The 13,332-nt window shown below is 62.5% G+C and carries 13 protein-coding genes; 11 read left to right on the top strand and 2 right to left on the bottom strand.

What is annotated here, in order from left to right; translation table 11 throughout:
* The first annotated feature begins 14 nt into the window (after positions 1-14).
* The 8 genes from J3P96_RS15175 (at position 15) to J3P96_RS15140 (ending at position 8,413) form a co-directional block, all read left to right on the top strand.
* Positions 15-1,622: a bifunctional 3-(3-hydroxy-phenyl)propionate/3-hydroxycinnamic acid hydroxylase gene (locus tag J3P96_RS15175; RefSeq protein ID WP_434652031.1), complete on the top strand. Its 1,608-nt coding sequence runs from the start codon at positions 15-17 to the stop codon at positions 1,620-1,622.
* Positions 1,619-2,383 carry a 2-keto-4-pentenoate hydratase gene (locus J3P96_RS15170; protein ID WP_434652029.1) on the top strand — a complete coding sequence of 255 codons (765 nt, stop codon included), beginning with the start codon at positions 1,619-1,621 and terminating at the stop codon, positions 2,381-2,383. The genes J3P96_RS15175 and J3P96_RS15170 overlap by 4 nt, the downstream gene beginning before the upstream one ends.
* Positions 2,384-2,475: 92 nt before the next feature.
* Complete coding sequence (locus J3P96_RS15165) at positions 2,476-3,417, top strand: helix-turn-helix domain-containing protein (protein ID WP_434652027.1); 942 nt, start codon at positions 2,476-2,478, stop codon at positions 3,415-3,417.
* A gap of 221 nt (positions 3,418-3,638) precedes the next feature.
* Complete coding sequence (locus J3P96_RS15160; RefSeq protein WP_434652026.1) at positions 3,639-4,307, top strand: GntR family transcriptional regulator; 669 nt, start codon at positions 3,639-3,641, stop codon at positions 4,305-4,307.
* A 76-nt stretch (positions 4,308-4,383) separates the two neighbouring features.
* Positions 4,384-5,190 carry an ABC transporter substrate-binding protein gene (locus tag J3P96_RS15155; RefSeq protein WP_434652024.1) on the top strand — a complete coding sequence of 269 codons (807 nt, stop codon included), beginning with the start codon at positions 4,384-4,386 and terminating at the stop codon, positions 5,188-5,190.
* A 12-nt stretch (positions 5,191-5,202) separates the two neighbouring features.
* Entirely contained in the window at positions 5,203-5,979 is a 777-nt protein-coding gene (locus J3P96_RS15150) for an amino acid ABC transporter permease (protein WP_434652022.1), read from the top strand.
* 2 nt (positions 5,980-5,981) lie between these two features.
* On the top strand, positions 5,982-6,761 hold the full coding sequence (locus J3P96_RS15145) for an amino acid ABC transporter ATP-binding protein (RefSeq protein ID WP_305495035.1): 780 nt from the start codon (positions 5,982-5,984) through the stop codon (positions 6,759-6,761).
* A 41-nt stretch (positions 6,762-6,802) separates the two neighbouring features.
* Entirely contained in the window at positions 6,803-8,413 is a 1,611-nt protein-coding gene (locus tag J3P96_RS15140; RefSeq protein ID WP_434652021.1) for a gamma-glutamyltransferase family protein, read from the top strand.
* A 15-nt stretch (positions 8,414-8,428) separates the two neighbouring features.
* Here the strand turns inward: J3P96_RS15140 and J3P96_RS15135 are convergent, their stop codons facing one another.
* Positions 8,429-9,307, bottom strand: coding sequence for a LysR substrate-binding domain-containing protein (locus tag J3P96_RS15135; RefSeq protein ID WP_434652020.1), 879 nt, complete (start codon positions 9,305-9,307; stop codon positions 8,429-8,431).
* Positions 9,308-9,431: 124 nt separating this feature from the next.
* On the opposite strand from J3P96_RS15135, the gene J3P96_RS15130 reads away from it, so the two are divergent.
* Complete coding sequence (locus J3P96_RS15130) at positions 9,432-9,857, top strand: VOC family protein (RefSeq protein ID WP_434652018.1); 426 nt, start codon at positions 9,432-9,434, stop codon at positions 9,855-9,857.
* Positions 9,858-10,156: 299 nt separating this feature from the next.
* On the opposite strand, the gene kdgR is transcribed toward J3P96_RS15130, so the two are convergent.
* Positions 10,157-10,939, bottom strand: coding sequence for a DNA-binding transcriptional regulator KdgR (gene kdgR, locus J3P96_RS15125; protein ID WP_434568717.1), 783 nt, complete (start codon positions 10,937-10,939; stop codon positions 10,157-10,159).
* A 152-nt stretch (positions 10,940-11,091) separates the two neighbouring features.
* On the opposite strand from kdgR, the gene J3P96_RS15120 reads away from it, so the two are divergent.
* Together J3P96_RS15120 and manD are read left to right on the top strand one after the other, a co-directional pair.
* The gene (locus J3P96_RS15120; protein ID WP_434652016.1) at positions 11,092-12,093 is read left to right on the top strand and encodes a sugar kinase; all 1,002 of its coding nucleotides are present in this window, start codon (positions 11,092-11,094) and stop codon (positions 12,091-12,093) included.
* 3 nt (positions 12,094-12,096) lie between these two features.
* Entirely contained in the window at positions 12,097-13,308 is a 1,212-nt protein-coding gene (gene manD, locus J3P96_RS15115) for a D-mannonate dehydratase ManD (RefSeq protein WP_434652015.1), read from the top strand.
* Positions 13,309-13,332 lie beyond the last annotated feature (24 nt).

Raw genomic sequence — 13,332 nt, 5'->3', positions numbered from 1 at the left:
AGCGGTGGATAGCGATGAAGCACGACAAAACCCAGGTTGTCATCGTGGGCGGCGGCCCGAACGGGATCACGGCGGCGCATTACATGGGGCTGTACGGCATCGACTGCATCGTCCTCGAATTGGCCGAGGGCATCCTGCCGTATCCCCGGGCGGTGGGCATGGACGATGAGGCGCTGCGCGTGCTGCAAGGCATCGGCATTGCCGAACTGGCCGCGCGGGACATGATCTGCAACGTGCCGCTGCGTTACTACAACGCGCGGGGCGTGTGTTTTGCCGAGGTCAAGCCGAGCACGGCCCATTATGGTTGGCCGATGCGCAATATCTTCATGCAGCAGTTGCTGGAAACGACCTTGCGCGCAGAGCTGGGTCGGCACGCGGGCGTCGAGCTGCGTCAAGGCCATGAAATGCTCGACCTGGAGCAGGATGAAGCGGGCGTGACCTTGCAGGTGCGCGATGCCCAGGGTGAGCTGTATCAGTTGAGCGCACAGTACGTGATCGGTGCCGACGGCGGCCGCTCCAGCGTGCGCAAGAAACTCGGTATCGAGCTGCTGGGGCTGACCCATCCGCGCAAATGGGTAGTGGTCGACACGGCCAACGACACCCTGGATGCGCCATACACAGCCCTGCATGCCGATCCCCAGCGGCCCTTCGTGTGCATCTATTTGCCGTACCAGCAACGACGTTGGGAGTTCATGCTGCTGGAAGGCGAGGACGAGGCCCGCATGTGCGAAGAAACAACGATCCGACAGTTGATCCGTGGTCATATCGGCGATGCGGTCGATCAGCTAGAGATCATCCGGATCCGCGCGTACACCCACAACTCGCGAGTGGCGGCGCGGTTTGTCGCCGGCCGCGTGGCGCTGGTGGGCGATGCTGCGCACATTTCTCCGCCCTGGGCCGGGCAGGGACTCAACTCGGGCCTGCGTGACGTGGTCAACGTGGCGTGGAAACTGGCGGCGATCCTCCAGGGCCGGGCATCACCGGCGATACTCGCCAGTTACGACCAGGAGCGCCGCGGCCATGCGACAGACCTCATCGCGCTGGCCGATAACATGGGCGCGGTCCTCGGCCTGACCAACCCACTGATGGCCGGCGTGCGGGACTGGTTGTTCCAGGCAGTGAACAGCGTCGACAACCTGCGCTCGCACTTGCTGGAGTTCAAGTTCAAACCCAAGGCGACCATCACCAAAGGCCTGGTCTACCACGAGCGCGCCGAGCTGCACGAGGATGACCTGGTCGGGCAGCTATTCATCCAGCCGTCGATCGAAGATGCCCAAGGGCAGCGTCGACAGCTGGATGAGGTGCTGGGGCATTCCTACGCGGTGCTCGGTTATCGGGTCAATCCGGCCGCGCACCTGGGCGAAGAAACCGCGGCCTGGTGGGCGCGCTGGGAGACGCGCTTCATCCAGATCAATCGTTCGCGCAGTGGCGTGGGGCGCAACCAGCCCTTGGCGGCCAACGGCGCCATAGGCATTGAAGACGTTGATAACCGTCTGGGCGAGTGGTTTGCCAGGGTGCGCGATTGCATCGTGGTGGTGCGGCCGGATCGGTTTGTCGCGGCGATCACCACGCCCGAGCGGCTCGAAGGCGTGTTGCGCAAACTGGCGGAGCAATTGTCATGAGGCGTGAAGATGATCTGTTGGTCCGGCTTCACGACGCCGCGCAGGCGGTACATGCCTTGCCTTCATTGGAATCACAGGCTTTCGATTTACCGAAGGGCTACGCCTTGCAGCGCGAGGCGTTGCGCCGACGCCAGGCCGGCGGTGAGCAGTTGAGCGGTTGGAAAGTCGCTTTCGCTGGTCGCGCGGCGCAGGAACGCTTCGGGCTCGATGAGCCGGTATTGGGCGGCTTGACCGATGCCATGGCCGTGGAGCCCGGCAGTGCGGTGGCGCTTGCACGGCTGATCCAGCCGAAGCTGGAAATCGAATTGGCGTTTGTCCTCGGGCGCGCGCTGGAGCCTGGTTTTCACAGCGACGAGGACATCCTCGCCGCCGTGTCGGAGGTCGCGCCAGCGTTCGAGATCGCCGATTGCCGCTGGCAGGGCTGGCGTTTCGGCGTCGGCGCGTTCCTGGCCGACAATGCCGCCGCGGGGCTTTACTGCCTGGGGCCACGGGTGAGGTTCAGTCCTGATCAATTGCCCCACGTAAACTACCGGCTGGAATGCGACGGGGTGGCATGCGGAGAACGAAACGTGCTGGCGCGCGAGGACACGCCGGTGTCGAATTTGTGTTGGCTGGTCAGGCGATTACTGGCCGATGGGCAGTGCGTTGAGGCGGGGCAGGTGGTGCTTTCCGGGTCGTTGTTGGCGCCGTTGGACATCAGGCCCGGCGAATATCGCTTGCACATGCTTGGCACGGAACTGGCTTTGGTTTTCCACCGATAAGAACAATTCTCTCAAGGACACCACGGGGTTTATCGATTTCTCTGGATATCAGCATCGGGCAATAAGCGCAGGGCCACCGAGGAACAACGACCATGTTCGCCGAAGTTCGTACCTTCAATGATCCTCAACAACACGCCGGTTCGATCCTCGGCTGGCATCAGGTCTATGACCAACTCGGCCGTGGCTGCCTTTCCAGCGAACTGCGGCAGGTGTGCGCCGAGCGCTTCCAGATCTTCCAGGAGGTGCTGGACAAACGCGTGGTCCAGCGTGGTAGCGCGCCGAAAGGGCGCTTGTGCATTGCCCTGTCGCTGGGCAATGCGCCGGTGGTCCAAGGGCACCAAGTCGGCGCCCACAGCGTCGTGCTGTTGCGCGACGGCGAAGACTTCATCTTGCACGCCCCGGAAGGCATGCATTTCTTCGCGGCGAATGTCGACACGGTGCGTTTTGCCAAGCTGGCGGCTTATGAGCTGGCGGACGAACAGCTCAAACGCCTGAAAAGCGTTTCGCAAATCAGCGTGGATGAAGCGGTGTTGTCGAGGGTCCAGCAGCAGATCCAACCGCTGTTTCGTCACCTTTTGGAACAAGCGGGCGCCGCCAATCCCACCGTGGAAAAAATCCTCGAAGACGTCCTGCTCAATGCTTTCCTCGATCTGTTCAGCCATGCCTCGGACGAGGTGCGTGGGCGTCGCGGCAACGTTGCCGTCAATGCCTACCTGGTCAAGCGCTGCCAGGAATTGGTCATGGCCAGCGCCGAAGTGCCGTTGAGCATCCTGGACCTGTGCGAACAATTGCGCGTGAGCCGCAGGACCTTGCAGAACAGCTTCCAGGCGGTCACCGGGATGCGTCCGGTGGAGTACTTGCGCAACCTGCGACTCAATGCGGTGCGTCGCCGTTTGATCAGCACCCATGCGACCGAGCTGAATGTCAGCGAGATCGCTGTGGCGATGGGTTTTTTCCACCTGAGCCACTTCGCCACCCATTACCGGGCACTGTTTGGTGAGTCGCCATCCGATACACCCCGGGCACCGGCTTGATGGGCCGCGGTGTTACCAAACCATCCCCCCTGCACCCATAAAAGGCAGCCTCTGAGCTGTTTGGTAGCACACCGGGTGCGACCCAGCCTGTAGCGCGCCCGTCGTTTTCCTCGACAACTTCCTCAAAATCAATCCCTTGCACAGCCAACGGTTCGCTTGGCACGCATTCTGCTTTTGTGAATACATGGATAATTGGATACAAAAATGCAGAAGGTGCTGCCATGCAGTTTGCCCCGACCTACGCTGAACGTCCGCCCATCACTGCCGAGGAAGAAGCCTACAACTTTCTGCTCGAAGCCATTTGCGGCGGTCGCCTGCGCAAAGGCGACCGGCTGATCGCCGAGGACATCGCCAACGAGATCGGCATGAGCCGCATGCCCGTGCGCGAGGCTTTCCGGCGTCTGGATGCCCAGGGCCTGGTGACCCTGCGGCCCAATCGCGGCGCGGTGGTCAGTGGCCTGGACATTGACGAATTGCACGAAGTCTTTGAAATGCGCAGCGCCCTCGAAGGCCTGGCGGTCCGCGTTGCCACGGCGAAAATCGGCGATCGTCAACTGGCCGCCCTGGAACGCCTGCTGGACGAGATGGACGACTATCGCGAGGAAAGCGCCGAGTGGGTCAGCCGCCATCGCGCGTTCCATGAATATCTATGCAGCCTCAGCGGTCGGCCGCGCTTGCTGAAGCAGATCAGCGCGCTTTATTCGCTGATCGAAGCGCCGATGCGCCTGTGGCTGCAGCACGTGGAAAAGCCCCTGAGTGCGCGCCAGGAGCACACGCTGATCCTCGATGCCCTGCGTGCAGGCGATGCGGGGAAGGCCGAGGCGGTGGTGCGTGCGCACATCGAGGGTACCGTTCCTGAGTTGATCGAGTTTCTGCAATCGAAAAAATAACGAGAGCAGGCTTTAAGCCTGCCCCGTGTTTTGACTTTGAGTACTGCCGTCATTTACTGAACTGGAGTGTCTGGTCATGCATAAGCCTCGCCTGTTGGTCGCCGCTTTATCCTTGGGTTTCTTCGCGCAATGGGCGGCGGCTGCGCCCGTTGTCCCGGAGCGTCTGCTCAAGGCCGATAAACTCGTCTACTGCTCGGGCATGGATTCGCCACCGCTGGTGTCCTTCGATGCGGCGCAGAAACCCAAGGGACTGACCGTGGACCTGGGGCTGGAAATCGCCAAGCGCCTGGGCGACAAGAAGGTCGAATGGCGGGTCATTCCGTTCGCGGGACTGCTCCCGGCGCTGCTGGCCCGGCAGTGCGACATGATCGTCGACCAGCTGTTCGACAAGCCCGAGCGCCGCGAGGTGATCGACATCGTCAACTACATGTATTCCAGCCAGGCGGTGGTGGTGCCCAAGGGCAATCCCAAGGGCCTGAAGACGCTGCAGAGTCTCTCCGGCCACAAGGTCGCGGTACTCAACGGTTCGACCATCAAGACCCTGCTCGACGCCGAAAACGAAACCCTGGCCAAGGCCGGCAAGCCGCCGATGAAGCTGGTGGTCTACAACACCGACACCGATGCCTTCCAGGCCTTGCGCATCAGCCAGGTCGACGCCTACGGCACTACGGTGGAAACCGCCGGTTACTACGCTGGCATGGCCCCTGACCTGTTCGAAGAAGGCGTACCGGCCTTCAGCCGGATTCTCACCGGCCTGGGTATTCGCAAGGACGATCCGCAACTGACCGCCGCCGTGCAGCAGGTGATCGGCGATATGCGCAGCGATGGCAGCTACAGCCAACTGCTCGGCAAATGGCATGTCGCCAGCGACACACTGGATTGAGGCGAACCGTCGATGAATTTCAATTGGGATGTGTTCTGGCAGTACCTGTTGCAGCCCAGTGAGGTGTACCTCACCGGGCTGTGGCTGACCTGCCTCATCAGCGTGCTGGCGATGCTGCTCGGTTGTGCCCTGGGGCTGGCGGCCGCGCTGCTGCGGTTGTCGAAGAACCCGTTGCTGCACCTGCCGGTGCGCTTCTACGTGTGGCTGATGCGCGGTACGCCATTGCTGGTGCAGATCGTCTTTCTCTACACCGCGCTGGCCGCTGGCGGGATTTTCCGCTTCGAAGACATCGAGCTGTTCGGGCTGGTGATTCCCGGCAATATCCAGGCGGCGATCATCGCCCTGGGCCTCAACGAGGGCGCCTACATGGCCGAGATCATTCGCGCCGGCATCGGTGCGGTGGACAAGGGCCAATACGAGGCCGGACGTTCCCTGGGCATGACCTTCGCCAAGCTGATGCGTCGCATTGTCTTGCCCCAGGCGTTCCGGGTCATCGTTCCGCCGCTGGGCAACGAGTTCAACGTGATGCTCAAGAACACCACGCTGGTCAGCGTGATCGGCGTGCAGGAACTGCTGCTCAGTACCCAGATGGTCACGTCGGCGACGTTCCGGGTGTTCGAGTTGTACCTGGTGGTGGCGATCTATTTCCTGCTGCTGACCACCCTGTGGGGCTTTTTCCAGCGCTGGCTGGAGGGCCGTTTCGGCCAGTCGGACCGCCCGTCGTCACCGCCACCGGCGTCGCTGCGGATGTTCGGTCGCAGCACCATGAACCTGTTGAGGGCACGTTGACCATGGCGCACAAGAGTGAAGAGCTGATCATCGAGGCGCTGGACGTGCACAAGTCCTTCGGTGAGTTGCAGATTCTCAAGGGCATCTCGCTGCAGGTGCGGCGCGGTGAAGTGGTGGTGCTGATCGGCGCGTCAGGCTCCGGCAAGACCACCTTCATCCGCTGCATCAATCTGCTCGAAGACATCCAGGGCGGACGCATTCGCGTCAATGGCCAGGCCATGGGTTACCGCGAGCGGGCCGACGGCAGCCTGGTGCGTGAGTCGGAGCGCAACATCGCCCGCCAGCGAAGGGACATCGGCATGGTGTTCCAGCGCTTCAATCTGTTCCCCCACATGACCGCCCTGGAGAACATCATCGAGGCGCCGATCCAGGTGCTCGGCGTGCCTCGCGCCGCTGCGCTGGAACAGGCTCGCGGCTTGCTGGAGCGGGTCGGCCTGGCGGACAAGGCTGATCACTACCCGTCGATGCTTTCCGGCGGTCAGCAGCAGCGGGTGGCGATTGCCCGCGCGCTGGCGATGAAACCCCAGGCCATGCTGTTCGACGAACCGACCAGCGCCCTCGACCCGGAAACCGTTGGCGAGGTCCTGCAGGTGATGAAGGAGTTGGCCGAGGAGGGCATGACCATGGTCGTGGTGACCCACGAGATGGGCTTTGCCCGCGAAGTGGCGGACCGCGTGGTAGTGCTCGATCAGGGCGAGCTCATCGAGCAAGGGCCGCCGGAGCAGATTTTCTGTCACCCCATCCACCCGCGCACCCGGGCCTTTCTCAGTCGCGTGCTGTGACCTTTCCCGGCCATGAATTCCCGTATTGAAGAGCCTTTGCCATGCTGAAATTTTCTGCCCACGAATACCCCTATCCGTCACAGCGCCAGAGCGTTTTTGCCCGTCGCGGCATGGTCGCCGCATCCCAGCCCCTGGCAGCCCAGGCGGGCATCGAGATCATGCAAAAAGGCGGCAACGCCATCGACGCCGCCATCGCCACGGCGGCGGCGCTGACGGTGGTGGAGCCCACCGGCTGCGGTATCGGCGGTGACGCCTTCGCGTTGGTCTGGTGCAAGGGCCAGTTGCATGGGCTCAACGGCAACGGCCATGCACCGGCGGCCTTGAGCATCGAGGCGGTCAGGGCGGCTGGCCATGAACAGATGCCGGTGTATGGCTGGACACCCGTCACCGTTCCCGGCTGCCCGTCGGCATGGGCCGAGCTGTCTCGGCGCTTCGGTAAGCTGCCTTTTGCCGAGTTGCTACAGCCGGCGATCAGCCTGGCGCGGGACGGTTTTGTAGTGTCGCCGGTGGTTGCCCATCAATGGCAGGTCGCGGTGAGCGAGCTCACGCCTCATCGCGATCCGGTCCTGGAGGCCTGGTTCGATACCTTTCTCATCGAAGGTCGCGCGCCACGGGCCGGGGAGATTTTCCGCAACCCGGCCCAGGCCCGCACGCTCCAGGAACTGGCCGACACGTGCTGCGAAAGCCTCTATCGCGGCGCACTGGCCGAGCGCCTGGATGCCCATTCCCGCGCTAGCGGCGGCTACCTGCGCGCCTCGGACCTGAGGGATTATCGCGCCCAGTGGGTCGACCCCATCCATGTCAATTACCGTGGTGTGGACGTCTGGGAGATCCCGCCGAGCGGGCAGGGCCTGGTGGCCTTGATGGCGTTGAAAATACTTGAAGGCTTCGACTTCGATCACCGTGACAGCCAACAGACCTGGCATCGCCAGTTGGAGGCGATGAAGCTCGCCTACAGCGACGGCCTGCACCACATCACCGACCCCCTGCACATGCGCGTGGCGGTGGCCGATTTGCTCAGTGATGACTACAGCGCCCGCCGTCGCGGACAGATCGGCGAGCAGGCCCAACCGCCGAAGCCCGGCGATCCCCACGCCAGCGGCACGGTGTACCTGGCGACCGCAGACGGCGAGGGCAATATGGTCTCGTTCATCCAGAGCAACTACCACGGGTTCGGCTCCGGCGTGGTGCTGCCCGACAGCGGAATCGCCCTGCAGAATCGCGGCCAGGAATTCAGCCTTGATCCGGCCCACGCCAATTGCCTGGCCCCAGGCAAGAAGACCTTCCATACCATCATTCCCGGGTTTCTTACCCGCGATGGCGAGGCCCTCGGTCCTTTCGGCGTGATGGGCGGCTACATGCAACCCCAGGGGCATGTGCAGATGGTCATGAACCTGGTGGATTTCGGCCTGAACCCGCAAGCGGCCCTGGATGCGCCGCGCTGGCAGTGGCTGGGCGAGATGAAAGTCGGCATCGAGCAGGGCGCTTCACGGGACCTGATCAATGCCCTGGCACGCCGCGGCCACGAGGTTCAGGTCGCCAGCGACCTGACCGATTACGGGCGCGGCCAGATCATCCTGCGCGATCCGGTCACTGGCGTCTTGTGTGGCGGGACCGAACCGCGGGCGGATTCGCATATCGCGGTCTGGTAGCCGCTGCAGAGGGCGTTATCCAACCCCACCGCCGGCCCGCTCTTGAATCAGTTCGGCCAAGGTCGCGACGGGGTCGGCAAGGCTCTGTCGCGATCGATGGATGAGGCCGATATCGCGGTGAAAAGTGTGCTGGCCCAAGTCGAGCGCCCGCACACCTTTCGGCCATGGCTGATGGGCCGATGTCTGCGGCACCAGGGCGACTCCGACGCCTTTTTCCACCAGTTTGATGATCGCGTCCAGTTCATCCAGCTCGCACACTTCGCGCAAGGTGAAGTGCATCTGCCGCAGGAAACGGTCGACCTGCCTGCCACCGAAGGACGACCGGTCATAGCGGATGAAAGGTTGGCTGGAAAGCAGCGCCGACCAGTCCTCGCCGAGCATTCCACGGGGGACGATCAACCGGTAGGGCTCAAGCGCCAGGGTCGTCCAGCGCAGGTCGCTTTGCAGCGAGAACGGCGGGCGGATCATCACCGCCAAATCGATTTCGCCGGCGTCCACCAGGTTGATCAACTCGACCGACAGGCCTGGCACCACACGCGTGCGGCATTGCGGACACTGCTGGTGGAACCTGGCGAGGGCGTCCGGCAGGTAGGAGCGCTGGACGGAGGCGATCGCGCCGATGTTCACCAGGACGCTGGCGGGTAGCCCGGGCAGGGTGGAACCGAGATTGTCGTAAAGACGGAGCAGCTCCTGGGCTTGCAGGAGTATCTGCTGGCCCCGTTTGTTGAGGTGGGCCGAGCGTCCCTTGCGGTCGAACAGCTCGAAGCCCAGTTCGGCTTCCAGACGCTGGATCTGCGCGCTGACCGCCGCCTGGGTGAGGCCGATCCTGTGCCCGGCAGCGGCAAAGGTGCCTTCGCGCGCCACCGCGATGAGGGTCTTGAGTTCTTTGATCATTCATCAAGAATAATTGTGATTCTGAGAAATTTATATTGATTTTATTGTTCAGTGGCCGCGCCTACGATAGGGCACGCCTTGATGAGCGTGCCCTTGAACAAGAATATTGTCATTTGGAGTCCTGATGAGCCTTTCACCCTTCCATCTCGCAATCCCGGTTTATGACCTCGCGGCAGCCCGAAGCTTTTATGGCCAGGTGTTCGGGCTGGAGGAGGGTCGTTCCAGTGATCAATGGGTCGACTTCAACTTCTACGGGCACCAGTTGGTGATCCACGAGCATCCGAAGACCGCTTCCCAGGAAAACGCGCACAGCAATGCCGTGGATGGGCACGACGTGCCGGTGCCGCACTTCGGCGTCGTGTTGGGCTGGGCGGAATGGGAAGCACTGGCCGAGCGATTGAAGTCGTTTGGTACCGAATTCGTGATCGAACCCTACGTGCGCTTCAAGGGCCAGGTCGGCGAGCAGGCGACGATGTTCCTGTTCGACCCTTGCGGCAATGCGCTGGAGTTCAAGGCGTTCAAGGACATGAGCCAGCTGTTCGCGAAATAACGGTTGGGCGTTAAAGACTGTGGAACCAAGCTGAATGCAAGGCTGAACACTCACTATCCCTGTGGGAGCGAGCCTGCTCGCGAAAGCGGAGGGTCAGCTTGTAGTGATGTTGGATGTGCCGACGTCTTCGCGAGCAGGCTCGCTCCCACAGGTAATGCAGTTCATTTGAGAGCAACGATGGTCCTGTGGCGAGGGAGCTTGCTCGCGCTGGACTGCGCAGCAGGCCCAAAAAAAGGGGCCGCTTTGCGACCCAGCGGGAGCAAGCTCCCTCGCCACGGGTTTGTCGTCGGATCTAGCGCTCAACGTGCATGCCAACCCAACTGAGCTGAAATCTGCTGCGTCGCCTGCATCAATTGCTTCACATAGTCCTGCTTCAATTCTTCCCGGAAGCGAAAGCACGGGAATGAAACGCTCATCCCGCCGATCACATGGCCGAAACGGTCGCGGATCGGTGCCGCCAGGCAGCGCATGTTGTCTTCGAATTCTTCGTGATCCTCGGCATAGCCCTGCTGGCGCACAATCTCCAACTCCTGCAGATACGCCTCGACACTGGTCAAGGTGTTGGCCGTACGGCGCTCGAAGCTTTCCTGCGCGAGATGCGCGAGCAGCTCTTCCTCTTCCAGCCACGCCATCAGCACCTTGCCGATGCCGGTGCAATACAACGGCGCCCGCCGGCCGATGCGCGAGTACATGCGCAGGTTGTATTTGGAGTCGATCTTGTGCACGTAGACGATGCTGCCTTCGTCGAGGATCCCCAGGTGCACGGTCTCGCCGGTCAGCTCGTTGATCCGGCGCATCCCCGGCTCCGCTTCGCGAACGATGTCCAGATGGGGCAGGGCCTGGGCGCCCAGTTCGAACAGCCGGACGCTGAGGCGATAACGGTCTTCGGCATCCTGCACCACATACCCGCGAGCCTTGAGTGACTGCAGGAAGCGATAAACCGTGGCCTTGGACATGTCCAGTTTGGTGGCGATTTCCGACACGCCGCTTTCTTCCGGATGCTCGGCCAGGGCTTCGAGCACGGCCATGGTCCGGCCAACCGCCGACACCAGATCGTTGTTGGGAATGACGCTGTTGTCCATGAAGGCTCCAACGTGAAAGTAAAACCCAAGGATATACGCAAGCAGAACAAAACGCTGTTTCATTTTTGCTTGACGAGGCCGGAAATCTGACTAGACTCGGGCCTTGAGATAAAAATGAAACGCCGTTTTAAAAACAAGAAAGGCGCGTAGTGATGGATTTGACACTCAACCATGGCCCGGACACCCGCTTCCCCCGACCGCTGAAGGTCGCGCTGGTGGGTGAGTGCATGATCGAGGTGCGCGGCGGGCCGGATGCCGAGATCACGCAGACCTTCGGTGGCGATACGCTTAACACCGCGGTCTACCTGGCCCGATTGAATCCACGTGGCGCCGTCGCCGTGGACTACATGACCGCGGTGGGCAACGACGCATTCAGCGCGGCCATGCGCCAGTCCTGGCTGGACGAAGGCATTGGCGATGCGCATGTCCGGGTGATCGAGGATGCGCTGCCGGGGTTGTACTTCATCCAGACCGATCCACACGGCGAGCGGCGGTTCCTCTACTGGCGCGGGGAAGCGGCGGCGCGGCGCATGTTCGAAGGCGCCGAGGCCGAGGCCATGATCGCTGCGCTGGCCGATTACGACTATGTCTACCTGAGCGGCATCACCCTGGCGATCCTCCTGCCGGAGGGGCGCGAGCGCCTGATCCATGCCTTGCATCGGGCTCGCCGGGCGGGCACGCGCATTGTCTTCGACAACAACTACCGTCCCCACCTTTGGCCCGACCCTGAAACGGCTCGGCAGGCCTATCGCGATCTGCTGCACCTGAGCGACCTGGCGCTGGTGACTTGGGAAGACGACGCGAGCCTGTTCGGCTACCACGACCCTGATGCCTTGTTCAGCGCCTACGCCGAGGCGGGAGTCCGCGAAGTCGCCCTCAAGCGTGGCGCGGCCAGTTGCCTGATCCAGTGTCCCGAGGGGCGTTTCGAAGTGCCCGCGCAGACCGTCGCGCAGGTCATCGACACCACCGCTGCCGGTGATTCGTTCAACGCTGCGTACCTGGCCTGCCATCTGCGCGGCGGTGATCCGCAGCAGGCCGCCCGCTGGGGCCATCGCCTGGCTGCCGAGGTCGTCCAGTACCGGGGCGCGCTGATTCCGCAGGCGGCCATGCCGAGCATGGGCACGTCCTCACTTCCTTTTGTCGAACAGGTCTGACTTATGAAAATCGTTGAAGCGCGTGTCATCGTTACCTGCCCGGGGCGCAACCTGGTCACGTTGAAGATTGTCACCGACGAAGGCATCTACGGCATCGGCGATGCCACGTTGAATGGCCGCGAACTGGCCGTCGTCGCCTATCTGGAAGAGCACGTTCTTCCGGCGTTGATCGGCCGCGATGCCCATCGCATCGAGGACATCTGGCAGTACCTCTATCGCGGCGCATACTGGCGTCGGGGGCCGGTGACCATGACGGCCATCGCCGCCGTCGACGTGGCGCTCTGGGACATCAAGGCCAAGGCCGCGAACATGCCGCTGTACCAATTGCTCGGCGGCAAGAGCCGTGAGCGGGTGATGGTCTACGGGCACGCCACCGGCAAGGACATCGAAGGCTGCCTGGACGAAGTCGCCCGTCACGTCGAGCTGGGCTACAAGGCCGTGCGGGTGCAATGCGGAGTCCCGGGCATTGCCACGACGTACGGGGTCGCCAAACGCAGTGGCGAACGTTATGAACCGGCCGACAGCGACCTGCCCGCGGAACACGTCTGGGACACCGCCAAATACCTCAACTATGTACCCAAGCTGTTTGCCGCCGTGCGCGAGCGTTTTGGCGATGACCTGCACATTCTCCACGACGTGCATCATCGCCTGACGCCCATCGAGGCCGGGCGTCTGGGCAAGGCGGTGGAACCGTACAACCTGTTCTGGCTGGAAGACTGCACGCCAGCGGAAAACCAGCAGAGCTTCCGCCTGATCCGCCAGCACACCACCACGCCGCTGGCGGTGGGCGAGGTGTTCAACTCGATCCATGACTGCCGCGAGCTGATCCAGGAACAGTTGATCGACTACATCCGCACGACGCTGGTGCATGCCGGCGGCATTACCCACGTGCGGCGAATTGCCGATTTCGCCGCGCTGTTCCAGGTGCGTACCGGTTTTCACGGGGCCACCGACCTGTCACCGGTGTGCATGGGCGCGGCCCTGCATTTCGATACGTGGGTGCCGAACTTCGGCATCCAGGAACACATGCCTCACGAAGACCGCATCGATGAGGTCTTCCCTCATGCGTATCGCTTCGAGGACGGCCATTTCACCCCGGGCGAAGCACCAGGGCATGGCGTCGATATCGATGAAGAGCTTGCCCGCCAATACCCCTACAAACGCGCCAGCCTGCCGGTAAACCGTCTTGAAGACGGCACGCTGTGGCATTGGTGAAACGGTTTCAACCCATTCAAGGAA

The organism is Pseudomonas sp. R3-56 (assembly GCF_051132075.1).
GTDB lineage: Bacteria > Pseudomonadota > Gammaproteobacteria > Pseudomonadales > Pseudomonadaceae > Aquipseudomonas.
This window is presented reverse-complemented; position numbering and strand designations above follow the sequence as displayed.

Bases quoted from the DNA above. Each gene is read 5' to 3' on its own strand.
- J3P96_RS15175 (WP_434652031.1), top strand. From the start codon at position 15: ATGAAGCACGACAAAACCCAGGTTGTCATCGTGGGCGGCGGCCCGAAC.
- J3P96_RS15170 (WP_434652029.1), top strand. From the start codon at position 1,619: ATGAGGCGTGAAGATGATCTGTTGGTCCGGCTTCACGACGCCGCGCAG.
- J3P96_RS15165 (WP_434652027.1), top strand. From the start codon at position 2,476: ATGTTCGCCGAAGTTCGTACCTTCAATGATCCTCAACAACACGCCGGT.
- J3P96_RS15160 (WP_434652026.1), top strand. From the start codon at position 3,639: ATGCAGTTTGCCCCGACCTACGCTGAACGTCCGCCCATCACTGCCGAG.
- J3P96_RS15155 (WP_434652024.1), top strand. From the start codon at position 4,384: ATGCATAAGCCTCGCCTGTTGGTCGCCGCTTTATCCTTGGGTTTCTTC.
- J3P96_RS15150 (WP_434652022.1), top strand. From the start codon at position 5,203: ATGAATTTCAATTGGGATGTGTTCTGGCAGTACCTGTTGCAGCCCAGT.
- J3P96_RS15145 (WP_305495035.1), top strand. From the start codon at position 5,982: ATGGCGCACAAGAGTGAAGAGCTGATCATCGAGGCGCTGGACGTGCAC.
- J3P96_RS15140 (WP_434652021.1), top strand. From the start codon at position 6,803: ATGCTGAAATTTTCTGCCCACGAATACCCCTATCCGTCACAGCGCCAG.
- J3P96_RS15135 (WP_434652020.1), bottom strand. From the start codon at position 9,307: ATGATCAAAGAACTCAAGACCCTCATCGCGGTGGCGCGCGAAGGCACC.
- J3P96_RS15130 (WP_434652018.1), top strand. From the start codon at position 9,432: ATGAGCCTTTCACCCTTCCATCTCGCAATCCCGGTTTATGACCTCGCG.
- kdgR (WP_434568717.1), bottom strand. From the start codon at position 10,939: ATGGACAACAGCGTCATTCCCAACAACGATCTGGTGTCGGCGGTTGGC.
- J3P96_RS15120 (WP_434652016.1), top strand. From the start codon at position 11,092: ATGGATTTGACACTCAACCATGGCCCGGACACCCGCTTCCCCCGACCG.
- manD (WP_434652015.1), top strand. From the start codon at position 12,097: ATGAAAATCGTTGAAGCGCGTGTCATCGTTACCTGCCCGGGGCGCAAC.